The sequence below is a fragment of the Starkeya nomas genome (genome assembly GCF_902703545.1).
In the GTDB taxonomy this organism is placed as follows: domain Bacteria; phylum Pseudomonadota; class Alphaproteobacteria; order Rhizobiales; family Xanthobacteraceae; genus Ancylobacter; species Ancylobacter moscoviensis.
On the sequence record NZ_CACSAS010000001.1, the window covers coordinates 3,687,020 to 3,712,301 of the forward strand.

Sequence of the window (25,282 nt, forward strand, 5' to 3'; positions counted from 1 at the left end):
ATCTTGCGCATTCTGGTGCTCAATCCCAATACCACCGAGGCGGTGACGCAGATGCTGCTCGCCGCCGCACGTCCCGCTGTCGCGGACGGCACGGAGCTGGTCGGGCTGACGGCCCCGCGCGGCGTGCCCTACATCGCCTCGCGGGCGGAAGCGCAGCTCGGCGGCGCGATCACGCTGGAAATGCTGGCCGATCATCACCGGGACTATGATGCCGCGATCCTCGCCGCCTTCGGCGATCCCGGCCTGCTGCCGGCGCGCGAGCTGTTCGACCTGCCGGTAATCGGCATGGCCGAGGCGGCGATGCTGACCGCCTGCACCCTCGGCCAGAAATTCGGCATCGTCACCTTCACCACGACGATGGCCAACTGGTATCTCGACACGGTGGACACCTATCGGCTCGGCGCGCGCTGCGCCGGCATCCGGGCCCGCAGCCTCGCCTTCTCGGCTATCGAGAATGTGCAGGCCGAGAAGGAACAGGCCATCGCGGAGCTGGCCCGCGAGGCCGTCGAGCTGGATGGCGCGGATGTCGTCATCCTCGGCGGCGCGCCGCTGGCGGGGCTGGCGCCGCGCCTGCGCGCGCAGGTTCCCGTGCCGCTGGTCGATCCGATCGTCGCCGCGGTGAAGATGGCGGAGGCGCTGGTGACGCTGGCCCCGCGCAAGGCCGCCGCCGGCACCTTCAGCCGGCCGCCGGCCAAGGCCACCAGCGGCCTCAGCCCGGCGCTCGCGGCCCGCATCGAGCATCTCGACACGCTCGCCACCGCCGCGCAGTGACCGCAGCACAGTGACCTGCAAGGCCGCATCGGAACTCCATCTCACACGACGGTGACGATGTGGGCGGGAATGGCGACCTCCTCGCAATCCGTCGCCGTGCCGTCCTGCCAGGACTGGACGAGGAAGAGCCCGGTGCGATGCAGGCCGATGATCGGGCTGTGCCAGACGCCCCGGCCGTAGATGACGCCACTGCCCGGCGGGCAGTGGAACGCCTGCAGCGTCGCCATGTCCGGCCGCTCGTCCAAACCTGAAAGGGCGGCGAGAAAGGCGAAGGCCGCCTCTCCCAGAGGGATGATGGCCTGCCGGGAACAGGGATGGCGCTCCAGCAGGCGGACCGCGCGCGGCAGGCGCTGCGGTTCGGCCTCGAAGACCGAGACGATCAGCCGGCTGCCCCGCCGCTCGTCCGAGCCGAAATCGGCGACGTCATGCCGCCGTGCCGTGCCCGCATTGACCGGCCTCGGCGCGGCGTCACCGAGGCGGACGACATCGCCGTAAGGGCGGAAAAGCGGCGTGGAAACCGGCAATGGCGGGACTTCCGGGGCGCCCTCCCCCTTCGCTCGGATCATTGCGGTTCTCAAGCTCCAGCCGGCATCGCCCCATTCAGCGGGCGGGGCGCGGCGGCTCCCGCCGGCAGGGCGTAGGGCGAACGCTCGCGCCTGAGGAAGCCGCCATCGCCGGGCGCGCCGAGAATCCTGCCTTCTTCCGCCACCACCTTGCCGCGCAGCAGCGTCATCACCGGCCAGCCGGTCACGGCCAGCCCCTCATAGGGCGTGTAGTCGGCGCCGTGATGCAGCAGGCTCTGGCGGATCGTCTCGCGCCGGTTCGGGTCCCACAGCACCAGATCGGCGTCGAAGCCGGGCGCCACCGAGCCCTTGCGCGGATAGAGCCCGTACATCCTCGCATGGTTCGTGGATGTCAGCGCCACGAACTGGTTGAGCGTGATGCGCCCTTCGACGACCCCCTTGGAGAACAGGATGGGCAGCCGCGTCTCCACGCCGGGGATCCCGTTCGGCACCCAGCGGAAGGAGGTCCGCCCCTTCGGGTTCAGCTTGCCCGTCTCGCTCGCGTAGCGGAACGGGCAATGGTCGGAGGAGAAGGTCTGGAACACCCCGGTGCGAATGCCTTCCCAGATCGCCTCCCAGTCCGCCGGGCCCCGTGGCGGCGGCGAGCAGACATATTTTCCGCCGCTCTCATCCATGTTGAGGCCCTTCATGTCCTCCTCGGTGAGCGCCACATATTGCGGGCAGGTTTCGCCATAGACGCGCAGGCCCTTGTGCTGTGCCCAGCGGATCTGCTCCATCGGCTCGCGGCCGGAGACGTGCACGATCATGATCGGCACGTCGGTCAGCTCCGCATGGCTGATGGCCCGGTGCGTCGCCTCGCGCTCCACCGATTGCGGCCGCGACGCGCCGTGAAAGAAAGGCGCCGTCCTGCCGGCGCGCTCCAGCTTCTCGGTCATGAAGCGGATGGCGTCGTAGCCTTCGCAGTGAACCATGACGAGCGCGCCGCAGCCGCGCGCGCAGTCGAACACCTCGAGCAGCTCGCGGTCGTTCAGCACCAGGTCGTCATAGGTCATGAAGACCTTGAAGGAGGTGTAGCCATCCTCCACCAGCGCCGGCAGCTCCTGCCCCAGCACGCTGGCGGTGGGGTCGGAGATGATGAGATGGAAGCCATAGTCGCAATAGGCCCGCCCCTCGGCCTCGCGATGATAGTCCATCACGCTCTGGCGCAGGCTCGCACCGCGCGGCTGCAGGGCGAAAGGGATGACGGTGGTGTTGCCCCCGGCGATGGCCGAGCGCGTCCCGCTCTCGAACCCGTCGGCCATCACGGCCTCGCCGGACGGCTGGGCGAGATGGACATGGCTGTCGATGCCGCCCGGCATGACCAGCAGACCGGAAGCGTCGATCTGCCTGCTTCCGCCGGTCAGCGTCTGCGCCACCGCCACGATGCGCCCGTCGCGGATGCCGACATCGGCGCGCACCGTGTCGGCAGCGGTGACGACAGTGCCGCCGCGGATGACCGTATCGAATTCGCTCATGGGGGAACCTCGCATCCGGGCAGAGGAAGCGGGGAAGGAGTGCCGGCCACGCGCCATCTGGTGTTGCGGCAGGATCGTCCGCCCCCGCCGGCCCCGCAACTCCAAATTCTGGCCGCCACGCCCATGAAATAGGCAGTCCCGCCAATCGCTTGGCGAAACCGGGCGAGGGCCCGGCTCAGTCGGCGATCAGGCCCTCGGCCGGGTCGACCATGGCGCCGGGGTTCATCACGCCATGCGGATCGAACAGGCCCTTGATGCCGCGCAGCACCCGGTAGCGGCCGGGATCGGCATAGTGCTGGAGCAGGCCGCGCTTCAGGCGGCCGACCCCGTGCTCGGCGCTGAAGGTGCCGCCCATGCCGATGGCGATGTCGTAGAGCGCCGGCGCCAGTTCGCGGCCGATCCGGTCGGTGAAGGCGAGCCGGTCCTCGCCCGGCGGAACGAGCACGTTGTAGTGCAAATTGCCGTCGCCGACATGGCCGTAGACCGACAGCTCGAGCGCCGGGTCATAGGCGGCGACCGCCGCGCCGCCGGCGGCGAGGAAGTCCACCGTGCGGCCAAGCGGCACCGAGATGTCGTGCTTCACCGAACCGCCGAAGTGCTTCTCGCCCTCGGGAATGGTCTCGCGGATGCGCCACATATCGGCGCGCTGCGCTTCGGTCTGGGCGATGATGACGTCCTCCGCCCAGCCCGCCTCCACCACCTCGCCCATCACGCCTTCCAGCAGTTCCTCGATCGGCAGGTGCTGCGAGGAGGAGGAGAGCTCGACGAGGATGACGCCGCCGCTGCCGCTCTTCAGCCGGCCGTCGGCGCCGGAGACCAGCGCCAGCGAGCGCGCCGTGATGAACTCGAAGGAAGAGACGAGATCGCTGCTCTCGCGCCGCACCAGCGCCAGCATCTCGGGCAGCGGCGCCCCGGCCGTCAGCTCCACCCAGGCGGTGGCCCGCCGGTGCGGGACGGGAATGAGCTTGAGCACGGCCCCGGTGACGACCCCGAGCGTGCCTTCCGCGCCGATGAAGTTCTGCCGGATGTCGTAACCGGTGTTGTTCTTGCGCAGCTTCTTCATGTCGGAAACCAGCGTGCCGTCCGCCAGCACGACCTCCAGCCCGAGGACGAGGTCGCGCGTCATCCCGTAGCGCAGCACCGAGAGCCCGCCGGCATTGGTGCCGATGACGCCGCCGATCCGGCAGGAGCCCTCCGAACCGAGGCTGAGCGGCAGATACAGGCCCGCGGCCGCCGCCGCTTCCTGCGCACGCTGGAGGATGACGCCGGAATCGACCGAGATGGCGGCATCGAGCGGATCGACCGCGCGCACCTTGTCCAGCCGCTCGAGGCTCAGCACGAACTGCCCGCCGGAGGCGTCCGGCGTGGCGCCCGCGCAGTAGCTGGTGTTGCCGGCCTGCGGCACGATGCCGACCCGGTATTCGGCGGCAAGGCGCATGATCGCCTGCACCTGCGCGACGGAGGACGGCCGCAGCACCGCCGGCGCCTTGCCCCGCACCAGATCGCGATGGTCGACGAGATAGGGCGCCAGCCGCTCCGGATCGGTCAGCACGCCCGCCTCGCCGAGCGTTTCACGCAGGCGCTGCAGCATCGCGGTGTCAGGCATGTCACGTTTCTCCTTGGCCCGACACGCGCTTTATCACGCCCGGACGCCCCCTCACATCTCCTCGGCGGAAAACACGCCGAGGCGCCGGAGCAGCGCCTTCTCCACCTCCAGCACGATCATCAGCAGCACGCCGACGCCGACGATCATCACGCCGTCGAGGAAGGCGACGGGGCGGGTGTCGAAGATCTCCTGCATCATCGGCAGGTAGGTGAAGGCGAACTGCCCCGCGACCACCGCCGCCAGCGCCAGCAGCACCGCCGGGGTGCCCAGCGCGCCCCGCCAGGTGATGGAGCTCATGTGCAGGAAGCGCACGTTGAACAGGTAGAAGATCTCCATCACCACGATGGTGTTGACCACGATGGTGCGCGCCATCTCCACCCCCTGCCCGCGCGCCATGGACAGCGCGAACATGGCGAAGGCCGCCAGCATGAACAGCACGGAGACGAAGATCACGCGCCACAGCATGAAGCGCGACAGCAGCGCCGCCCCGGCCGCGCGCGGCGGGCGGTCCATGATGCCCGGCTCGGTCGGCTCGAAAGCCAGCGCGAGGCCGAGGGTGACGGTGAGGATGAGGTTGATCCAGAGGATCTGGGCCGGCGACATCGGCATGATGCTACCGACGATGATGGCGGCGATGACGGCCAGCACCTCGCCGCCATTGGTCGGCAGCGTCCAGGCGATCATCTTGCGGATGTTGTCGTAGACGGTGCGCCCCTCCTTCACCGCCGCGACGATGGAGGCGAAATTGTCGTCGAGCAGCACCACCTCGGCGGCCTGCTTGGCCGCCTCCGTGCCCTTGCGGCCCATGGCGATGCCGACATCGGCCTGCTTGAGCGAGGGCGCGTCGTTCACCCCGTCGCCGGTCATCGCCACCACCGCGCCGGTGGACTGCAGCGCCCGCACGATGCGGAGCTTGTTCTCCGGGCTGGTGCGGGCGAACACCGAGGTGCGGGCGGCGATGCCGACGAGGTCCTCGTCGGAGGCCGCGTCGACCTCGGCGCCGGTAACGACGACCGGCTCCTCGGCAAGGCCGAGCTGGCGGGCAATGGCGCCAGCGGTGGCGCCGTGGTCGCCGGTGATCATCTTCACGCCGATGCCGGCGGTGCGGCACTCGGCGATGGCCGCCACCGCCTCGGGGCGCGGCGGATCGATGAAGCCGACGAGGCCGAGAAAGACGAAACCTTGCCGCACATCGTCGAAGCCGAGCCGAGCCGGCGCCTCCGCGAGCCGCTTCATGGCGAAGCCGAGCACCCGCTCGCCCTCGGCGGCCGCCTGCGCGATGGCGTCGTTCCAGCCCTCGCCGGGGGCCGGGCAAAGGGCGAGCACCTCCTCCGGCGCGCCCTTCACGAAGATGACCGCTTCTCCCTGCGGCCCCTGATGCAGGCTCGCCATGAAGCGATAGGCCGCGTCGAAGGGGATCTCGTCCCGCCGCGCCCAGGCGCCGCGCTCCAGCGCCGGGCTCAGCCCCGCCTTGACCGCGAGCGACACCAGCGCCCCTTCCATCGGGTCGCCCTCGACCCGCCACACGCCGGCTTCGTTGTGGAGGTGCGCGTCGTTGCACAGCAGCCCGCAGCGCAGCAGGTCCTGCGCCGCTTCGGACGGTGCGCCGGGCCGCGGCCAGCTCAGCTCGCCCTCGGGCGAGTATCCGGTGCCCGACACCTCGATCGCGGCCGGGCCGGCGGGCATGGGAACGATCAGCCGGCGGGCCGTCATCTCGTTGCGGGTCAGCGTGCCGGTCTTGTCCGAGCAGATGACCGAGGTCGCGCCGAGCGTTTCCACCGCCGGCAGCCGGCGGATGACGGCGTTGCGCCGCGCCATGCGCCGCACGCCGATGGCCAGCGTGATGGTGATGACCGCCGGCAGTCCTTCCGGCACCACGCCGACGGCCAGCGCCACCACGGCCATCAAGGCGTCGGTCCAGCCATAGTCGCGCGCCGCCACGGCGAACAGGAACAGCACGAGCGCGCCGATGATCGCCGTCCAGGTGAAGCGGCGGGCGAAGGCGTCGACCTGGCGCAGCAACGGGGTGGCCAGCGGCTCCACTTCGGCGATGAGCCGGCCGATGCGGCCGATCTGGGTGTGCGGTCCGGTGGAAACGACGATCCCCGCCCCCTGCCCGGCCGCCACCGTGGTGCCCGAGAACGCCATGGAATGACGGTCGCCGAGCGCCGCCTCCGCCGGGGCGGGCTCCTCGCGCTTGGCCGCCGCCACCGACTCGCCGGTGAGAATGGCCTCGTCGATCAACATGCCGCGCGCGCGGATGAGCCGCGTATCCGCCGGCACGCGGTCGCCGGCCTCCAGCAGCACGATGTCCCCCGGCACCAGATCGCGTGCCTCCACGCTGATGCGCCGGCTGTCGCGCAGCACATTGGCGTGCGGCGAGATCATGTTGCGTATGGCGCGCAGCGCCTGTTCGGCCTTGCCTTCCTGCACGAAGCCGACAAGGGCGTTGATGAGCACGACGGCGATGATCACGCCCGCATCGACGCCATGGCCGAGGATGAGGGCGGCGGTCGCGCCGGCCAGCAGGAAATAAATCAGCGCGCTGTTGAACTGCGCGAGGAAGCGCAGGAGCGGATGCCGGCCGGGCGTCTCGGGCAACGCATTGGGTCCGTGCCGCTCCAGGCGGAGCTGCGCCTCGCCGGCGCTCAGGCCGGTGGCGGTGACACCGAGCCGGCCAGCCACCTCCTCGTGAGGGAGGGCGTGCCAGTCGGAACGGGCGGCGGGATCGGCGGGGTCGGTGACGGTGGCGGGCGGAACGTTTTGCGAAACGGCATCGACGGTCATCGGTCCGGGGCGCTCGTCTGACGTTGCGTGAGGCTCCAACCTAAAGGCGCGATGCTCTCCCGCCTACCGGACTTTTCCCTATTCCGCTCCGCAGGTTGCGGCGCCTCCACTGACAGGCGCGCGGCTCCCTCAGCGCGGCGCGCGCTTGGCGAGGATACGCTGGAGCGTGCGGCGATGCATGGACAGGCGGCGGGCGGTTTCCGACACGTTGCGCCCGCACAGCTCGTAGACGCGCTGGATATGCTCCCAGCGTACCCGGTCGGCCGACATCGGGTTTTCCGGAAGCTGGGGCTTGTAGTCGCCCTGCGCGTTCAGGGCGGCGCAGATGTCGTCGGCATCGGCGGGCTTCGCCAGATAATCGACCGCCCCCATCTTCACCGCGTTCACCGCCGTGGCGATATTGCCGTAGCCGGTGAGGATGATGCCGCGCGCCTCGGGGCGGCGGCGCTTCAGCGCCGAGATGACATCGAGGCCGTTGCCGTCGCCGAGCCGCATGTCGACCACCGCGAAGGCGGGCGCGCTGCCCTCCACGCTGGCGAGCCCGTCGGCAACCGTCTCCGCCGTGGTCACGGTGAAACCACGTGTTTCCATGGCGCGGGCGAGGCGCTGCAGGAAAGGCCGGTCGTCATCGACGATCAGGAGCGTGCGGTCCTGCGGGTCCGAGGTGATATCGAGCATTTCGAGCCTTCCCAGATGCCGGTCGCCGGTCGATCGCGGCCAGTGCCACTCCCGGACGACGCGCCCGCTTATTCGACTTTTCGGCAAGTTTATACGCGTGAGGCCGCGAGAGCAAAATTGTCACAGGGCGGCGTCATCACGCCTTCGTGGTGTCCTCTTCCACGACGTCGCGCTCGCCGGAAATGTCGATCAGCCGCCGCAGCCAGCGCACGCTCACCGACGCCCCGTGAGCGGGCGGCGGGCGGTTGACGAAGGCCAGCTCGGCGCCGGACCGTTCCAGCAGCGTCTTGGCGATGAACACGCCCAGGCCGAGCCCCTGCTGCCCTTCCTCGCTCTCCGGTTCGACATCGCGCCGCCAGCGATGGCGGCCGCGGCTCGTCACATAGGGAGCGCCGATACTGTCGATCAGCTCGGGCGGGAAGCCGGGGCCGTCATCCGTGATGGTGATGGTCACGTCCTCGCCGGTCCAGTTGGCGACGATGTTCACCCGGCTCTCGGCGAAATCGACCGCGTTCTCGACGATGTTGCCGAGGCCGTAGAGCAGGCCGGGATTGCGGGCGATGATCGGTTCGTCGCTTCCTTCCGCCGCCCGCGCCGGCAGCGTCACCGCGATGGTGATGCCGAAGTTCCGGTGCGGGGCGACGACATCCTCCAGGATGTGCGAGATCGGCATGCGGTCGAAAGGCGCGTCGCCGGCGCCGAGGCTGGTGAGCGTGCGCAGGATGGCCCGGCAGCGCTCGGCCTGTTCGCTCACCAGACGGACGTCGTCGCTCACCGGATTGTCGGGCGGCAGCGAGCGCGCGAGTTCCTTCGCCACCACGGTGATGGTGGCAAGGGGCGTGCCGAGCTCATGGGCCGCCGCGGCGGCGAGGCCGTCCAGCGCCGAGAGGTGCTGCTCGCGCGCCAGCACCAGCTCGGTGGCGGCCAGCGCCTCGGAAAGTTCGCGCGTTTCTTCCGCCACCCGCCAGGCATGCACGCCCATGAAGGCGATGGCGATGGCCAGCGCCAGCCAGTTGGCGACGAGATAGAGCGGCGGCAGCAGCGGCGCGGTGCCGACGAGGTGCCCGCTGCCGGCCCACGGCAGCGGCATCTGCCACAGCCCCACCAGCGCGGCACAGACCGCCGCGAGCACGCCGAGCAGCACGGTGGTGCGCGGCGACAGCGCGGTCGCCGAGATCAGCACGGGCGCAAGGAAGAGCAGCGCGAAGGGGTTGGCGAGTCCGCCGGTGAGGAACAGAAGCGCGGCGAGCTGGAGAATGTCATAGGCCAGCAGCCATGCCGCCTCGGCGTCCGACAGCCGCCGCGCACCGGGATTGCGCAGGCGCAGGGCGAGATTCAGCCAGGCGGAGAGCGCCACCACGGCAAGGCAGGCGCCGATGGGCAGCGAGAAGCCGAGCACCCATTCCACGAAGACGATGGCGAGGGTCTGGCCGGAAATAGCAAGCCAGCGCAAGCGGATCAGCGTGTCGAGCCGCAGCCCGAAAAAGCGTTCGCCGATCGGATGGTCGAGCGAGAGCGACATGGATTTGCCCCGTCCGCGACGCCCTGCCGGCGCCCGAGCGACCTCTATAGCCGCAGATGCCGCCAGAGGGCGAGAGCGGCGGCTTCGTTGACGTTGCCGTCAAAGAGCCTATTTATGTTGCAACGCACAAGAAAGCCGTCCCGAGAAAATCGACCGGAGACGGGCCCTGCGAAGGAGGCATGCCATGGCGATCGGCGTATTCGGAGATGTCCCGGACGCGGCGGAAGCGGCACAGACGCCGGCGGCGACGATCGAGACGACGTCGGCGTTGTCCAAGCCGCTCTACTGGATGTTCGAGATGGGCCACGCCGCCCTCGACCCGTTGCGGGTCATGGCGGATGCGGGGCGGCTCTACTATCGCAACCCGGCCAACCCGCTCGCCCATACCGGCTTCGGCAAGTCGATGTCGGCGGCGTGCGAGCTGTTCGAGCGCGCGACGCGGCGCTACGGCAAGCCGGACTGGGGCATCACCGAGACGGTCGTCGGCGCTACCCATGTGCCGGTCGAGGTCGAGACCGTGTGGGAGCGCCCCTTCTGTCGGCTACTGCACTTCAAGCGCGACTTTCCCCAGCAACCGCGCCGCCCGCAGCCCCGCATGCTGATCGTCGCGCCACTCTCTGGCCACTACGCGACGCTACTGCGCGGCACCGTCCAGACGCTGCTGCCAACCCATGACATCTACATCACCGACTGGGAGGACGCGCGCGACGTGCCGTCCGCCGCCGGCCGCTTCGATCTCGACGATTACATCGACTACGTGATCGAGATGTTCCGCCATCTGGGCGGCGGCGTGCATGCGCTTGCGGTGTGTCAGCCGGCCGTGCCCGTGCTCGCTGCCGTGGCGCGCATGGAGGCCATGGAAGACCCGAACGTGCCGGCCTCCATGGTGCTGATGGGCGGCCCCATCGACACCCGCGAAAGCCCCACGGCGGTGAACCATTTCGCCAAGGATCGCGGCATCGACTGGTTCCGCCGCAACGTCATCACTACCGTTCCATGGCCCCACCCCGGCGTGATGCGGCAGGTCTATCCCGGCTTCCTGCAACTGCATGGCTTCGTGTCGATGAACCTTGAGCGTCATCTCCAGGCGCATGCCGAGATGTTCGGCCACCTGGTGAAAGGCGACGGCGACTCCGCCGCCAAGCACCGCGAATTCTACGACGAGTATCTCTCCGTCATGGATTTGCCGGCGGAGTACTACCTTCAGACGTTGCAGTCGGTGTTCATCGACCATGCCCTGCCGCGCGGCACGCTGACCCATCGCGGCGAGAGGGTCGATCTCTCGAAGATCCGCAACGTGGCGCTGCTCACCGTCGAGGGCGAGAACGACGACATTTCCGGCGTCGGGCAGACGCAGGCCGCCCAGCGACTCTGCACGAACCTGCCCGACGACATGAGGGTGCACTACCTCCAGCCCACCGTCGGCCATTACGGCGTGTTCAACGGCTCGCGGTTCCGCGCCGAGATCGCCCCGCGCATCGCCGACTTCGTGCTCACGCACAACTGGCCGAGGAGAGGCCACAATCGGCAGGGTTGAGACAGCCGTCGGGACGCACGGCGAGAATAGACGCCCGATTTGCGGCGGCGTGATCTGATGGCCGTGCTAGGTCTGGGCCATGCTGTTCGACCTGCCCGATCCTGCCACGCTCTACCGCGCCCTTCTCGACCGTGACGAAGGGTATGACGGGCGGGCCTATGTGTGCGTGGCCACCACCGGCATTTTCTGCCGGATGACCTGTCCGGCGCGCAAGCCGCGCCCCGAGAACTGCACCTTCGTCTCGACGATCGGCGAGTGCATCGAGGCCGGCTTCCGCCCCTGCAAGCGCTGCCATCCGCTGCAGCCCGCCGCCTCCGCCGATCCGATGATCGGCACCCTGCTCGATGCCCTCGACGCGCGGCCGGAGCGACGCTGGAGCGAGGAGCATCTGGAGCGGATGGGCTTCGATCTGTCGACGGTCCGCCGTGCCTTCAAACGGCAGTTCGGCATGACCTTCCTTGAAATGGCGCGACACCGGCGCCTGCGCGAGGGATTCGAGACCCTGGCAGAGGGCGGCAGGGTGATCGAGGCCCAGCAGCAGGCCGGCTTTGAATCCCCCAGCGCCTTCCGCGCCGCCTTCGCCCGGCTGGTGGAGTGCGCGCCGGCCGAGATTTCCGGCCACGGAACGCTGCTGACCGACTGGATCCGCACGCCGCTCGGCGACATGATCGCGATCTCCAGCGCCTCGCATCTGCATCTTCTGGAGTTCGTCGAGCGCAAGGCACTCTCCACCGAGATTGGCCGGCTGCGCCAGCGCGCCAAGGGCGACCTCGGCATAGGAACCTATGCGCCGACGGAGCAGATCCGCGCCGAGCTGGATGCCTTCTTCGCCGGAACCTCCGCCGAGTTCCGTACCGCTCTCGCGCTCGACGGAAGCGCCTTCACCAGGGCGGTCTGGGCCGAGCTGCGACGGATCCCTCCCGGCGTGACGGTGAGCTACTCCGAGATCGCGCGCCGGATCGGGCAGCCCGCGGCCATCCGCGCCGTCGCGCGGGCCAATGGCGCAAACCAGCTGGCGCTCATCATACCCTGCCACCGCGTGATCGGGGCCGACGGCTCGCTGACCGGCTATGGCGGCGGGCTGTGGCGCAAGCAGCGGCTGCTGGAGATCGAACAGCAGTTCCGGCGCACATCCGCCGCCTGAGAAGGGGCGCGGCCCGCACCTCAATGCGCGCGGGCGAACATCTCGTTGAAGGAATAGCCGGAGCCGCGCACGGTGCGGATCGGATCGGGCTGGCGCGGGCGGTTCAGCGCCTTGCGCAGGCGCCCGACATGCACGTCCACCGTGCGCTCGTCGATATAGACGTCCTGCCCCCAGACGCCGTCGAGCAATTGCTCGCGCGAGTAGACCCGTCCCGGCGACTGCATGAGGAATTCCAGCAGACGGAACTCGGTCGGACCGAGATGCAGCTCGCGTCCTGCCCTGTGGACACGTTTCGTCTCGCGGTCGAGCTCGATGTCGCCGGCGCGCAGCAACGTCGAGATGTGCTCGGGCTTGGCCCGCCGCAGCAGGGCGCGCACGCGCGCCACCAGCTCGGGCACCGAGAAGGGCTTCACCACATAATCGTCCGCGCCGGTGGCGAGGCCGCGCACGCGCTCGGTCTCCTCGCCGCGGGCGGTGAGCATGAGGATGGGCATGCGCTCGGTCTCCGAGCGCGCGCGCAGGCGCCGGCACAGTTCGATGCCGGAGAGGCCCGGCAGCATCCAGTCGAGGATCAGGAGATCCGGCACACTCTCGCGCAGCCGGGTCTCCGCCTCGTCGCCACGGCCGACGCTCTCCACCGAGTAGCCCTCGGATTCGAGGTTGTAGCGCAGGAGGAGGGTGAGGGGCTCCTCATCCTCCACGATCAGAATATTGGTCGGCATGGTCGCGTTCCCGATCGTTCGCAGGGCGCCGATGGCCTCAGGCCGGGAACGCCACGCTGGTCAGGCTGCTGGTGTCCTGCTTCGGGCGTTCCTCGGTAAGGAGCTGACCGGTGGCGAGGTAGTGCACGGTCTCGGCGATGTTGGTCGCGTGGTCGCCGATCCGCTCGATGTTCTTGGCGCAGAACAGCAGGTGCGTGCACAGCGAGATGTTGCGCGGGTCTTCCATCATGTAGGTGAGAAGTTCGCGGAACAGCGAGGTGTAGAGGATGTCGACCTCGCCGTCGCGCTGCCAGACTTCCAGCGCCTTCGCGTCGTCGCGGCTGGCATAGGAATCCAGCACCACCTTGAGCTGCTCGAGCACAATGTTGGACATGTGCTCGACGCCGCGCACCAGCTTCTGCGGATGGAACTCGCCGGTGAGCGCCAGGACGCGCTTGGCGGTGTTCTTGGCGAGATCGCCGATCCGCTCCAGATCGTTGGCGATGCGCATGGCGGCGACGATCTCGCGCAGGTCGCTGGCCAGCGGCTGGCGACGGGCGATGGTGAGAACCGCCTTCTCCTCGATCTCCCGCTGCAACAGGTCGACCGGGCCATCGAGCACGATCACCTTCTGGGCGAGTTCGGTGTCACGCTTGACCAGCGCTTCCACGGAATCGGCGACCAGGCGCTCGGCCTGTCCGCCCATCTCGACCACGCTGCGGCCGATTTCCTTGAGGTCGGTGTCGAACGACGAGACGATATGTTCGGTCATGGGATCAGCCTCTCTCGTCGCCGGCTCAGCCGAAGCGGCCGGTGATGTAGTCGCGGGTCCGGGCCTCGCGCGGATTGGTGAAGATCTCGTTGGACGGGCCGACCTCGATCAGCTCGCCGAGATAGAAGAACGAGGTGATGTCGGCGCAGCGCGCCGCCTGCTGCATGTTGTGCGTCACGATGACGATGGTGAATTCCTGCTTCAGCTCGTCGATCAGGTCCTCGATCTTCGAGGTCGAGATCGGGTCGAGCGCCGAGGTCGGCTCGTCGAGCAGGATCACTTCCGGGCGCACTGCGATGGTGCGGGCGATGCACAGGCGCTGCTGCTGGCCACCGGACATGCCGAGCGCCGAGGTGTGGAGACGGTCCTTGGTCTCCTCCCAGATCGCCGCCTTGCGCAGGCACCATTCGACGCGCTCGTCCATCGCCGCCTTGCCGAGGCTCTCGTGCAGCTTCACGCCGAAGGCGATGTTGTCGTAGATCGACATCGGGAACGGCGTCGGCTTCTGGAACACCATGCCGATGCGCGAGCGCACCACGGTGGAATCCAGCTGCTTGCCGAGCAGATCGGCGCCGTCGAGCAGGATCTTTCCTTCCGCGCGCTGCCCCGGATAGAGCTGGTACATGCGGTTGAAGATGCGCAGCAGTGTGGATTTGCCGCAGCCCGAGGGACCGATCATCGCGGTGACGCGCTTCTCGGGAATGTCGAAGTTGATGTTCTTCAGCGCGTGGTTGTCGCCGTAGTAGAAATTCAGCTTCTCGACCTTGAGCTTGGGCTCCGCCGACGGCGCGGTGGCGCGGTTCACGGCGGAGGCGATGTCGATCGACGTTTCAGGTGCGAAGTTCATGGTCCGTCTCACTTCATCTTCGCCAGGACGAGGCGGGAAAGGATGTTCAGGGTCAGAACCCCGACGGTGATGATGAGGGCGCCCGCCCAGGCAAGAGCGACCCAGTCCTCGAACGGGCTGGCGGCGTACTGGTAGATGGCGATCGGCAGGCTCGCCATCGGCGCGTTGAGGCTGATCGACCAGCCATTGTTGCCGAGCGAGGTGAAGAGCAGCGGCGCCGTCTCGCCGGCGGCGCGGGCGAGCGCCAGCAGGATGCCGGTGACGATGCCGGCGCGGGCCGCGCGCCAGGTCACGAAGGTGACGACCTTCCACTGCGGCGCGCCGAGCGCGAAGGCCGCCTCGCGCAGGCCGATCGGAACGAGGTTCAGCATGTCCTCGGTGGTGCGCACCACCACCGGGATGACGAGGATGGCCAGCGCGATCGAACCCGCCCAGCCCGAGAAGCCGCCGAAGGGGACGACGAGGAGCTGGTAGACGAACAGGCCGATGAGGATGGACGGCGCGGAAAGCAGCACGTCATTGACGAAGCGCACCGCATTGCCGACATGCGTGCCGCGTCCGTTCTCGGAGAGGAAGGTGCCGCACATCAGGCCGATGGGCGTGCCGATGACGAGCGCCACGCCGATCTGGATCAGCGAGCCGACGATGGCGTTGAGAAGACCGCCCCCCGCGCCGGGCGGCGCGGTGATCTTGGTGAAGACGTGCGGGCCGAGCGCGGGAAGGCCGCGCGAGAGCAGCGTCCAGAGGATCCAGGCGAGAAACACCAGCGAGAGCGCGGCAAAGCCGGTGGAGATGGCCTTGACGGCGTAGTCGGTGGCGCGGCGACGGGCGAGCGATGCCATTTTTCAAAAACCTCCGCTCAGCCCTTGAGCCGGGACCGGACGAGCAGACGCGACAGCGCCAGCACGATGAAGGAAATCACGAACAGGATGAAGCCGAGCTGCAGCAGCGCCTGGAGCTTCAACGAGCCGATCGAGGCCTCGGGGAACTCGTTGGCGATGGTCGAGGCGATGGTGGCGCCCGGCGCGAAGAGCGAGGCCGACATGCGCGTGGCGTTGCCGATGACGAAGGTCACGGCCATGGTCTCGCCCAGCGCGCGGCCGAGGCCCAGCATGATGGCGCCGACCATGGCGGTACGCCCGTAGGGAACCGAGACGTTGCGGTAGACCTCATAGGTGGTCGCGCCGACGCCGTAAGCGGATTCCTTCAGCATGGGCGGCACCGATTCCAGCACCTCGACGAACATCGCGGTGATGAAGGGCAGGATCATCAGCGCGAGGATCAGGCCGGCGGTGAGCATGCCGGCGCCCAGCGGCGGGCCCTGGAACAGCGCGCCGATCAGCGGGATCGGCCCAAGCCATTCGATCAGCGGCGGCTGCACATAGGTGGCGATCAGCGGCACGACGATGAAGAAGCCCCACATGCCGTAGATGATGGAGGGAACGGCGGCGAGGAGCTGGATCGCGACGCCGACCGGGCGGCGGAAGGGGCCGGGCGCGATCTCGGTCAGGAAGAAGGCGATGCCGAAGGACAGCGGCAGCGCCACGATCACGGCGATGATGGCGCTGAACAGGGTGCCGAACACCATGACGCCGGCGCCAAAGCGCTCGGTGACCGGGTTCCAGGCGGTGGACCAGAGGAAGCTGATGCCAAACTCGCGCAGGGCCGGCAGGCCGCCCTCGAAGAGCATGGCGATGATCAGGCCGAGCAGCAGCAGCACGAAGATGCCGCAGCCCCACAGGAGCCCGACGAAAATGGGATCGCTGACGCGGCCGGTCGGCTTGTGAGCGGTTGCGAGGCTCCGTGCCGCCTGCGTTCCGCTGAGAGTGGCGTCCATCTAAAGGGTCCTTCAGGCAGCTCCCGGGCCGCGCAAGCGGCCGCCGGGGCGGCAGGGCACATATGGGATCGCGGGCGTCGCTGGCGCGGGCGCCAGACTACTCGTCGGACGTTCGGACGAGAAGGGGCGGCCGTGTCGGCAGCCGCCCCTCCCTTTTTCCGTCGGCGATCAGTTGGTCCAGACGGCCTTGCCGTCGGCCTTCACTTCGCTCGCCCAGGCCTTGCGGACTTCCTCGACGACCGAGTCCGGCAGCGCGATGTAGTGCAGCTTCTCGGCGATGGCGTCGCCTTCCGCGCCGAAGGCCCAGTCGAAGAACTTGATGGCCTCGGCCGACTGAGCGGCATTGGTCGGGTTCTTCGGCAGCAGGATGTAGGTCGCGGAGGTGATCGGCCAGGCGCCTTCACCGGGGGTGTTGATCATCGAGGCGGCGAAGTTCTTCGCGCCCTTCCAGTCGGCGGCGGCGGCGGCCTCGACGAAAGCCTTGGTCTCGGGCTTCACGACCTTGCCGGCCTTGTTCACGAGGTCGGTGGTGGCGAGCTTGTTGGCCGCGGCGTAGATGAATTCGACGTAGCCGATGGCGCCCTTGGTGTTCTTCACGGTGCCGGCAATGCCTTCATTGCCCTTGGCGCCCGCGCCGGTCGGCCACTGCACCGAGGTGGCGGCGCCGACATTGGACTTCCAGTCCTCGCTCGTGGCGGCGAGGTAGGAGGTGAACACGAAGGAGGTGCCGGAGCTGTCCGAACGGTAGACCGGGACGATGGCGAGGTCGGGCAGCTTCTTGCCCTTGTTCAGCGCCTCGATCTTCGCGTCGTTCCACTTGGTGATCTTGCCCTGGTAGATGTCGGCGAGCACCGCGCCGTTGAGCACCAGACCTTCGATGCCGTCGAGGTTGACGATGGCGACCACCGAACCGATCACGGTCGGGAACTGCAGCAGCGTGGCGGCCTCGAGCTTGTCGTCCTTCATCGGCGCGTCGGAGGCGCCGAAATCGACCGTGCGGTTGACGATCTGGTTCTGACCGCCACCGGAACCGATGGACTGATAGTTCAGGCCGGTACCGGTCTTCTCCTTATAAGCGGCAGCCCAGGCCTGATAGACCGGGGCCGGGAAGGAGGCGCCAGCGCCATTGATGTCGGCGGCGAAGGCGGCGCCCGAAAAGACGGCGCCGAACGACAGCGCCGCAGCGCCGAGAATACGGGTGAATTTCAAGGGTCTTCTCCTTAGGTCGGGAGACCGGCTGCATCGCGGAAGACGCACCCGGATGCGCGATTGGCCGGCGGGCGAAGGGTTCACACGGGACTCTTAACGCCCGGGCACCAAGGTTCTATGACCCGGCAATGACGCCTTGATGACAGATCAAGCTATTGATCTGTCATCTGTTTTTGACCTGCCGCCGAGGCGGCGGAAAGTCTTACCGAGAATGTCGAACCTTCGCCCGGCACACTCTCGATGCCGAGCTTACCACGATGGCGGGCCACGATGTGCTTGACGATGGCAAGACCGAGACCCGTGCCACCCTGCTCGCGCGAATGGGCGGTGTCGACGCGATAGAAGCGTTCCGTCAGACGCGGCACATGCTCGGGGGCAATGCCCGGGCCGTAGTCCCGCACGGAGACGACGACATCCGGCCCCTCGCGCACGATGCCGACCTCCACCCGTCCGCCCGCGCCGCCATATTTCAGCGCATTCTCCACCAGATTCTCGAAGACGCGGATCAACTCGTCCCGGTCGCCGCGCACATTGACCGGGGCCGGCGGATGATCGAAGGCGACCTCGACATCGCGTTCACGCCCAATGGGGCCGAGCGCGTCGCGCACATGACTGATGACGGAGACGAGATCGACCTCCGTCTCCGGCCGCAAATGGGCGTTGAGCTCGATCCGCGACAATGAGAGCAGGTCGTCGATCAGGCGCGACATGCGCCGCGCCTGCTCTCCCATGATCTTCAGGAAGCGCTCGCGGGCATTGGCATCGTTGCGCGCCGGGCCCTGCAAGGTCTCGATGAAGCCGGAGAGCGAGGCAAGCGGAGTGCGCAGTTCGTGGCTGGCATTGGCGATGAAGTCCACCCGCATCTGCTCGACGCGCCGCTGCGGCGTCAGGTCGATGAAGCCGAGCAGCACCGCCTCGGTAGGGGCGCCGTCGCGCAGCAGCCCCGGCCGGATCGGCACGATGTCGGCGCGCAGCAGGCGGTCGATCGGCACGCGTTCGGCGAACTCGATCCGGCGGGCGACGCCGTCGGCGGTAGCCGCGCGGATCGCCTCCAACACCTCCGGCACGCGCACGGCGAAGGAGACCGGATCGCCCACCCGCACGCTGGCCAGCAGCCCGACCGCAGCGGCATTGGCGGCAACGACCGTACCGCGCGCGTCGAGCAGCAGGGCAGCCTCCGGCAAGGCGCGCACGAGCGCGGGCAGCCGCTCGTCGGCGCGCGGGGGCGCCTTCGGCTCGCCGGCAAAGCGCGCAAGGGCGGCGGCGACGGGACGCCTGCGCGCCGGAAGTACCGCGGCGCCGGCAATGAGCGCGCCGATCACGAAGGCCGTGCCCGGCTCGATCGCGTCGGCCCACGCCGCGCCCCCAAGGCCCAACGCGGCGGCGCCGAGAATCCAGCGCGCGCCGACGAGGCGCTCGCGCAACGTATCCTCCGCCAGACGGCTTGCATCACCCAGGGCCATGGCCAACGTTTCCTGCCGAACGTTTCCCGCGAAGCGTTTCATTGGATATGCTGCCTCCGCGCCGCATGCAAAAGGCCCGGAAATGGGTTCCGGGCTTGGGCACGCGAATCGAGGAAAGGCGGCACGTCTTTCCTTATGTTACAGTTGAGAGGCTTCCATATGACGAAGAAGCCGGCCAAGGCGGCAACGAAATCCCAAGCGAAGGCGGTCGCGAAGGCCGTCGCGAAATCAGCCGCCAAACCGGACACCACGTCCGGCGCGAAATCGGAAAAGAAATCCCGTTCCGCAAAGGTGGACAGAGCCGGGCAGGCCGCCGTCAAGCCTGCGCCCGGCAAACCCATCTCGGCAAAGGCCGGCCGCACCGAGGAACAGCTGGCGAAGGCCATCGCCTCCTTCGCCGTGGATGCTCCGGAGCTTTCCCCTCTCATTGCCGCCCGCGCCTATCGCAGCGGTGGCTATCCCTATAGCGACCGGCCCAAGCGCAAGGTCTACGAGAAGGAACTGCACGGACTGCAGATCGAGCTGCTCAAGCTGCAGGAATGGGTGAAATCGACCCACGAGCGGGTGGCAATCGTGTTCGAAGGGCGCGATGCCGCCGGCAAGGGCGGCACGATCCTCCGCTTCACCCAGCATCTCAATCCGCGTTTCGTACGCATCGTGGCGCTCGACAAGCCGAGCAGCGTCGAAGCCGGGCAGTGGTACTTCCAACGTTATGTGGCGCACCTGCCGCCGCGTGGCGAGATCGCGATCTTCGACCGGTCCTGGTACAACCGGGCCGTCATCGAGCCGGTGATGGGCTTCTGCACGCCACAGGAAACCGCGCATTTCCTGGAGCAGGTGCCCACCTTCGAGAAGATGCTGATCGACGACGGCATCCGGCTGTTCAAGATCTGGCTCGACATCGGCCGCGAAATGCAGCTCAAGCGCCTGTACGAGCGCCACATCGACCCGCTCAAGCGCTGGAAGCTGTCACCGGTCGACCTGGCCGCGCCGGCCCGCTGGGATGCCATTTCGGCCGCGCGCGACGCGATGATCGGCGCCACGCACGCGCCCGTCCCCTGGTCCGTCGTCCGCGCCAACGACAAAATGAGGGCGCGACTCGGTGTCATACGTCAAATACTCGCCCAAATTCCGTATGAGGGCAGAGACGACAGGCTGGTCGGCGTTCCCGATCCGGCCATCGTGCTCGACGGGCGTGAGTTCCTCGAACGACCGGCCGCCTGAACGCGGAGGCCTGGGCGCGATGCGGATCGCGGTTCCGGCCTGATAAGGTGGGCAAGAAGAATGCGCAGCTTGAACGTGGCCGCGTGGATGCTCGGCGTCGGGATGTCGATTGATATCGGCGCTGCCGGTGCGGAGCCTCTGCCGCTGCCGGCTACGGACTACCGGGCGAAGGCGAAGGCGCCGCAGGGCGTGGAAATGCAGGTGGCCCACCACGGCCGGCGCCTGCGCCTCGACATTTCCAACGCCAACGTACCCGGCCTCATGACCAGCCTGGTCAATCTCGACACCAGCAGCATGCTGGTGATGGTCAACCTGCCCGGCATGGAGGGCGTTGCCATCGAGATGGCGCTGCCATCCGGCCACCCCTTCTCCAGCGAGGCCCGCAACGGCACGCGGACCGGCACCGACCAGGTCGCCGGCGAGACGTGCGATCTCTGGCGTATCGAAAGCAAGGCGCTGAAGGCTCCGGTGGACAGCTGCATCACCGCCGACGGCATTGTGTTGCGGAACGAGACGACCATGGAGGGCAAGAAGGTCGTGCTCTTCGAAGTCACCGAACTGGAGCGCGTGCCGCAGGATCCCGGTCGTTTCGAGCTGCCCAAGGGCGTGCGCACCACAAAGCTGCCGCCCGGGATGAAGAGCCTGCTGCCCAGCCTCGGACGCTAGCCTCCGTTAGCCGGCAGCGCGGCGGCGCTCGGTATCCTCAGCAGGCACGTCGGCCTCCGCCGGCTCCGGCTCGATCACCGGAAGGGCCGCGAGCGGCTCGGGAGAGATGCCCTTCCGGGCGGCAAGGCGGCGGCGGCTGAGCAGGAGTTCCCGCGCGCCCATGATGATCAGCGCCAGCGCAAAGGGCGTCACGTAATAGAGCAGACGCAGGAGCAGCAGGGCACCCAGCAGCGGTTCGGTCTCGAACTGCGGCAACGCCACGAGCATGGCGGCATCGAACACGCCGAGCCCGCCCGGCGCGTGGCTGGCGAAGCCGAGCAGCGTCGCGGAGATGAACACCACGCCGAGCGCGATCGGGTCGATGAACGGCGCCTGCGGCATCAGCACGTACATCGCCGCCGCGCAGAAGGACAGGTCGATGATGCCGATGACGATCTGCAGCAGCGTCAGCTTCGAGCCCGGCAGCGTGACGGTCCAGTGCCCCTCACCGACCCCGATCCGGCGCGGCTTGATGCCCACCCACACGACATAGGCCGCGAGACTGGCCAGCAGCGCGAGGCCGATCAGCCGGTTCACCCAGGGCGGCAGCTGGTCGACCGCGCTCGCCGCCCAAGGCTCGACCGAGATGCCGAGGCCCAGAATGGCGATGTTGCCGAGCCAGAAGGTGAGCCCGGTGATGAAGCAGAGCTTGGCGACATCAACCGCGCCCAGGCCGTGCGCCGAATAGATGCGGTAGCGCACCGTGCCGCCAGTGAAGGCGGAGAAGCCGATATTGTGGCCGATCGAATAGGAAGTGAACGAGGCCAGCGCCGCCACCCGATAGGGCACATGCGGCTTGCCGATGGTTCGCAGCGCGAACCAGTCATAGAAAGTGAGAGTGAAATAGGCCCCGGCGACGAACAGCGCGGCAAGCGCGATGCGCCACGGGTCCGTATCGGTCAGCGCATCCAGAACCTCGGCGGGCCGGATGTTGCGCAGCATCTCGTAGAGGACGGTGACCGCGACGCCGATGATGACGAGGCTGGCGATGAGACCGAGCGTGTGCCAGCCGATGCGCTCGCGCAGCCAGCCGGGAAGCAGCTTCAGTCCACTCATCGCACACCCGTCCTCCTGTCGCACCCGTCCGTGCAGCCCTAGCAGACCCGAACGGCTTTCGGAACACATTCCGGCCATGATCGGCGCATTGCCGCACCTCGCTCGTGCGGCACCGGCATGCGGACGGCGACGCCCGGCTTGTTCCGCCAGATAGAGGCGAGGGCAAGGCCGTTCCAGCCCGCTCGCGCGGGCGTGATGAGCCTGGTGTCTACAGCCTTACCGGATAGCCGATCTCGATGGTGCGTGGACGCGGCAGGCCGAAGCGGTCGACCGAGCGTTCGGCGTTGCGCGCGAGGAAGGCGAAGACATGGGCGAGCACGTCGCGCACGCCGCGTATGTCGTCGGGTGGCATCACGCGCTCATGGCCGATCACGTAGACCGCCTCGTCGGGATCGACACCCTGGGCGTAGAGCGCCGGCCCGAGCACCGCGGGCACGTCGATCTGCTGCATGTAGCCGAAGCGCACGTCGACGCGGATATGGGTGGCATCGAGCGGCAGCACGCGCACCCGCTCGTCCACCGCCACGCGCGGACGCGAGGCGATCCACACCGAGACGATCACGGCCTTGTCGAACTGGATGTTCAGGAGTTCGGACAGGCGGCCCAGGGCCACCGGCGTGACGGCACCGCCGCGCGACAGGAAGATCGCGGTGCGCGGGCTGATGGCGCAGTTCGGCGGGCGGCCTCGGGCGACGAAATCCTCCAGCGGCTCGGTGAAGCGGCGCTGCTGGATGCCCAGCCCCTCGAGCCCGCGCCGCCACGACACCATCACCACCAGCACCATGCTGGCGATGGCCACCGGCAGCCAGCCGCCGTCATGCAGCTTGGTGAGATTGGCGGTGGCGAAGGAGAGGTCGATGACCGCGAGGCCGCCGGCAAGCCCGATCAGCGCCGGCAACGGCCAGTTCCAGCTGCGCCGCACATAGGCGACGAACAGGATGGTGGTCGCCACCATCGCCATCGCCACGGCGATACCGTAGGCCGAGGCAAGGCGGTCGGAGGAGCCGAAGGAAACCACGATCGCCGCGCAGGCGACCATCATGATCCAGTTCAACCGGCCGACATAGATATGCTGCTCGTTGCGCTCGCTGGTGTAGCGGATGCGCATCGGCGGCAGGTAGCCGAGCTCGATGGCCTGCTTGGCCAGCGAGAACACGCCTGTGATGATGGCCTGCGAGGCGATGACCGTGGCGCAGGTGGCGAGGATCAGCAGCGGCACCTCGAAGGCGTCCGGCGACAGGTCGTAGAACGGATTGCGCACCGATTCCCGGTGGACCAGCACATTCGCGCCCTGGCCGTAATAGTTCAGCAGCAGCGCCGGCATGGCCACGAAGAGCCAGGCGCGGGTGATGACCGGGCGGCCGAAATGCCCGAGGTCGGCATAGAGGGCCTCGCCGCCGGTGATGGCAAGGAAGGCCGCGCCCAGTATGGCGCCGGCCAGCAGCGGATGATCGACCAGCAGGAACAGGCCGTGGCGTGGATCGAGCGCCGCCAGCACCTCCGGTGCCTGCACGATGCCGTGCACGCCGAGCGCGCCGAGCGAGATGAACCAGACCAGCATCACCGGCCCGTAGAGCGCCCCGATGCGATCCGTGCCGGCGCGCTGGGAAATGAAGACGACCAGGATGACCAGCACCGTGACCGCCACGATCCAGTGGTCGAGCGCCGGCGCGATCACCTCCAGGCCCTCGATCGCGGACAGCACGGAGATCGCCGGGGTGAGCACGCCGTCGCCGATCAGCATGGCCGCGCCGACGAGGCCCGCCACCAGCAGGAAGAGGCGGCGGCGCGTGGCCGAGCGGTGCAGATCGAGCAGAGTGACGAGCGCGAGAATACCGCCTTCGCCATCATTGTCGGCCCGCAGCACCAGCATGACGTATTTGAGGGTAACGGAGAGAATGATCGCCCAGGTGATGAGCGAGAGCAGCCCCAGCACGTCCGTGTCGGTCACGCCGAGCCCGCCGACGGCGAGCAGGCCCTGCTTGAAGGCGTAGAGAGGGCTGGTGCCGATATCGCCGAAGACGACGCCGAGCGCGGCGATCTCGGCGGCAAAGGGCACGGCGCGGCGGCCGGCGACGCGATGCTCAGCCATGATGCGTCCCGCCGCACCCGCGAAGGACGGCGACAGCCCGGCAGATGGAACCATCCGGGTTCCGGTCAAAGGCGAGAGGCGCCGCGGGGCGACAAGTCACGGACAGAAGTGACGCGATGGAAGGTGGCATGGCCGGGTTCGCGCTGGGACCGCCGGAGGCTCCGGCACCGCAGCAATACTCTGGCGAGGCGGGAACGCCAAGCGCAGACTCCCGGCCGCCGGCCGCGACCGGCCCGGATGCACCGAATTCGACGTGCAATCGGAAAGGAAAGACGAGGGAGGAGGATTGGGGGGCGGATTAACCCTCCTCCCTCTACCAACTGCCGATGGCTGTTCAAAGGCTTGCGGGTTCCTTCGAACTCGGGCGGTCGGTGGAGTTGGATGAATATCGATTTCCATGGAACCAATCAATAAAAACCGAACGGTTCGGTCAAAATTTTCCGACAGCTCCGGCAGAGGGTGCCATTGCCAGAGCGGACCGCATGATCCAGACTGCAGACACAATCTGAAATCATTAGTTTCCACACGGACTTGGGATCCCAGCATGTCTTCGTTTCCGAACGTTGCTCGCCAGCAGCCGGCGCCGCGCGCTCCGGGCCATTGGTGCGCGCGGCCGGAACCGCTCCCCCTGGCGTCTTCCGGCCACGTCAAGGAAAAGCGGTGGCAGATTCTGCGGGGCGCCCGCGAGGTCTTTCTCTCCAGCGGCTTCGACGGCGCCAGCATGGGCGAGATCGCCCGCGTGGCTGGCGTCTCCAAGGGCACGCTCTACGTCTATTTCGCCTCGAAGGAGGAGCTGTTCGCCGCGCTGGTGACCGAGGAGTGCAAGAGGACGGCGGAAGCCTGCTTCGACCTCGATCCGGATGCCGACGTGCGCGAGGCGCTCACCGCGACGGGACATTCCTACATCCGGGCGATGCTCGAACCCGGTGTAGCGCGCAAAATCGAATGTCATTTCGCGAAGGATCAAATGTCAGCGCTTGAAGCGGTCTATTAGGCGGTTTGAACGCCCCCCGCCGGCGGGCCCGTGTGGAGCTCGTTAAGAGGCCGTTTGAGGGTCCTCAAGAGCGTCTTGATCTTCGGCGGTCCAGAACATCCAGTCGACCGCCGTTCTGAAGGTCCACCGGCCGTCTGCCTCGCTGCCGATGATGATGTCCAGAGGGTGCACCCCGGCCCGGACGAGGTCTTTGGTCATCTTCCGACCGCCACCCCATGAACACGGCCCAAGGAGCCCGACGAGGCCCGCATCGCTGGTCTCGACGCACAACACATGGCGATCCTTGGTGCGGCCTTCGA

General features: G+C 68.0%; 22 protein-coding genes. 6 read left to right on the forward strand and 16 right to left on the reverse strand.

What is annotated here, in order from left to right; all coding sequences use genetic code 11:
• Window positions 1-3 precede the first annotated feature (3 nt).
• Window positions 4-771 (forward strand): aspartate/glutamate racemase family protein, encoded by a 768-nt coding sequence (locus STARVERO_RS17545; RefSeq protein WP_144341574.1) that lies wholly within the window; start codon window positions 4-6, stop codon window positions 769-771.
• 41 nt (window positions 772-812) lie between these two features.
• Here the strand turns inward: STARVERO_RS17545 and STARVERO_RS17550 are convergent, their stop codons facing one another.
• The 6 genes from STARVERO_RS17550 to STARVERO_RS17575 all read right to left on the reverse strand — a co-directional run bounded on the left by STARVERO_RS17550 (window position 813) and on the right by STARVERO_RS17575 (window position 9,402).
• A complete protein-coding gene (locus tag STARVERO_RS17550; protein ID WP_144341573.1) occupies window positions 813-1,337 on the reverse strand; it encodes an ureidoglycolate lyase in 525 nt (174 codons plus the stop codon).
• Between the two features lie 8 nt (window positions 1,338-1,345).
• The gene (gene hydA, locus STARVERO_RS17555) at window positions 1,346-2,809 is read right to left on the reverse strand and encodes a dihydropyrimidinase (RefSeq protein WP_144341572.1); all 1,464 of its coding nucleotides are present in this window, start codon (window positions 2,807-2,809) and stop codon (window positions 1,346-1,348) included.
• Between the two features lie 175 nt (window positions 2,810-2,984).
• Window positions 2,985-4,415, reverse strand: coding sequence for an FAD-binding oxidoreductase (locus STARVERO_RS17560; RefSeq protein WP_159600392.1), 1,431 nt, complete (start codon window positions 4,413-4,415; stop codon window positions 2,985-2,987).
• A 51-nt stretch (window positions 4,416-4,466) separates the two neighbouring features.
• Window positions 4,467-7,202 (reverse strand): HAD-IC family P-type ATPase, encoded by a 2,736-nt coding sequence (locus tag STARVERO_RS17565; protein WP_159600394.1) that lies wholly within the window; start codon window positions 7,200-7,202, stop codon window positions 4,467-4,469.
• A gap of 129 nt (window positions 7,203-7,331) precedes the next feature.
• Window positions 7,332-7,880: an ActR/PrrA/RegA family redox response regulator transcription factor gene (locus STARVERO_RS17570; RefSeq protein WP_144341569.1), complete on the reverse strand. Its 549-nt coding sequence runs from the start codon at window positions 7,878-7,880 to the stop codon at window positions 7,332-7,334.
• Window positions 7,881-8,016: 136 nt separating this feature from the next.
• The gene (locus tag STARVERO_RS17575) at window positions 8,017-9,402 is read right to left on the reverse strand and encodes an ActS/PrrB/RegB family redox-sensitive histidine kinase (RefSeq protein WP_159600396.1); all 1,386 of its coding nucleotides are present in this window, start codon (window positions 9,400-9,402) and stop codon (window positions 8,017-8,019) included.
• 184 nt (window positions 9,403-9,586) lie between these two features.
• Here STARVERO_RS17575 and STARVERO_RS17580 point away from each other — a divergent pair, with 184 nt between their 5' ends.
• Window positions 9,587-10,939: a polyhydroxyalkanoate depolymerase gene (locus STARVERO_RS17580; protein WP_144341567.1), complete on the forward strand. Its 1,353-nt coding sequence runs from the start codon at window positions 9,587-9,589 to the stop codon at window positions 10,937-10,939.
• Between the two features lie 79 nt (window positions 10,940-11,018).
• Window positions 11,019-12,083: a bifunctional transcriptional activator/DNA repair enzyme AdaA gene (locus STARVERO_RS17585; protein WP_159600398.1), complete on the forward strand. Its 1,065-nt coding sequence runs from the start codon at window positions 11,019-11,021 to the stop codon at window positions 12,081-12,083.
• A 20-nt stretch (window positions 12,084-12,103) separates the two neighbouring features.
• Here STARVERO_RS17585 and phoB read toward each other — a convergent pair whose 3' ends face one another.
• The 7 genes from phoB to STARVERO_RS17620 form a co-directional block, all read right to left on the reverse strand.
• On the reverse strand, window positions 12,104-12,805 hold the full coding sequence (gene phoB, locus STARVERO_RS17590; RefSeq protein WP_144341565.1) for a phosphate regulon transcriptional regulator PhoB: 702 nt from the start codon (window positions 12,803-12,805) through the stop codon (window positions 12,104-12,106).
• Window positions 12,806-12,842: 37 nt separating this feature from the next.
• Window positions 12,843-13,556 (reverse strand): phosphate signaling complex protein PhoU, encoded by a 714-nt coding sequence (phoU, locus tag STARVERO_RS17595; RefSeq protein WP_144341564.1) that lies wholly within the window; start codon window positions 13,554-13,556, stop codon window positions 12,843-12,845.
• A 25-nt stretch (window positions 13,557-13,581) separates the two neighbouring features.
• Window positions 13,582-14,403, reverse strand: coding sequence for a phosphate ABC transporter ATP-binding protein PstB (gene pstB, locus STARVERO_RS17600; RefSeq protein WP_144341563.1), 822 nt, complete (start codon window positions 14,401-14,403; stop codon window positions 13,582-13,584).
• An 8-nt stretch (window positions 14,404-14,411) separates the two neighbouring features.
• A complete protein-coding gene (gene pstA / locus STARVERO_RS17605; protein WP_144341562.1) occupies window positions 14,412-15,245 on the reverse strand; it encodes a phosphate ABC transporter permease PstA in 834 nt (277 codons plus the stop codon).
• 17 nt (window positions 15,246-15,262) lie between these two features.
• Entirely contained in the window at window positions 15,263-16,240 is a 978-nt protein-coding gene (pstC, locus tag STARVERO_RS17610) for a phosphate ABC transporter permease subunit PstC (protein ID WP_144341561.1), read from the reverse strand.
• 168 nt (window positions 16,241-16,408) lie between these two features.
• Complete coding sequence (gene pstS / locus STARVERO_RS17615; protein ID WP_159600400.1) at window positions 16,409-17,449, reverse strand: phosphate ABC transporter substrate-binding protein PstS; 1,041 nt, start codon at window positions 17,447-17,449, stop codon at window positions 16,409-16,411.
• Between the two features lie 152 nt (window positions 17,450-17,601).
• Window positions 17,602-18,912 (reverse strand): ATP-binding protein, encoded by a 1,311-nt coding sequence (locus tag STARVERO_RS17620; protein WP_159600402.1) that lies wholly within the window; start codon window positions 18,910-18,912, stop codon window positions 17,602-17,604.
• Window positions 18,913-19,071: 159 nt separating this feature from the next.
• Between STARVERO_RS17620 and ppk2 the strand changes: the two genes are divergently transcribed.
• On the forward strand, window positions 19,072-20,136 hold the full coding sequence (gene ppk2, locus STARVERO_RS17625; RefSeq protein WP_200837853.1) for a polyphosphate kinase 2: 1,065 nt from the start codon (window positions 19,072-19,074) through the stop codon (window positions 20,134-20,136).
• Between the two features lie 60 nt (window positions 20,137-20,196).
• Window positions 20,197-20,802, forward strand: coding sequence for a hypothetical protein (locus tag STARVERO_RS17630; RefSeq protein WP_159600404.1), 606 nt, complete (start codon window positions 20,197-20,199; stop codon window positions 20,800-20,802).
• A gap of 6 nt (window positions 20,803-20,808) precedes the next feature.
• Here the strand turns inward: STARVERO_RS17630 and STARVERO_RS17635 are convergent, their stop codons facing one another.
• Together STARVERO_RS17635 and STARVERO_RS17640 are read right to left on the reverse strand one after the other, a co-directional pair.
• Window positions 20,809-21,897: a putative bifunctional lysylphosphatidylglycerol flippase/synthetase gene (locus STARVERO_RS17635; RefSeq protein WP_159600406.1), complete on the reverse strand. Its 1,089-nt coding sequence runs from the start codon at window positions 21,895-21,897 to the stop codon at window positions 20,809-20,811.
• A gap of 208 nt (window positions 21,898-22,105) precedes the next feature.
• Window positions 22,106-23,989 (reverse strand): potassium transporter Kup, encoded by a 1,884-nt coding sequence (locus STARVERO_RS17640; RefSeq protein ID WP_186291819.1) that lies wholly within the window; start codon window positions 23,987-23,989, stop codon window positions 22,106-22,108.
• A 544-nt stretch (window positions 23,990-24,533) separates the two neighbouring features.
• Here STARVERO_RS17640 and STARVERO_RS17645 point away from each other — a divergent pair.
• Window positions 24,534-24,983: a TetR/AcrR family transcriptional regulator gene (locus STARVERO_RS17645; protein ID WP_159600408.1), complete on the forward strand. Its 450-nt coding sequence runs from the start codon at window positions 24,534-24,536 to the stop codon at window positions 24,981-24,983.
• Between the two features lie 42 nt (window positions 24,984-25,025).
• Here the strand turns inward: STARVERO_RS17645 and STARVERO_RS23435 are convergent.
• The coding region (locus STARVERO_RS23435; protein ID WP_210253540.1) for a hypothetical protein at window positions 25,026-25,282 on the reverse strand (257 nt) is incomplete at its 5' end.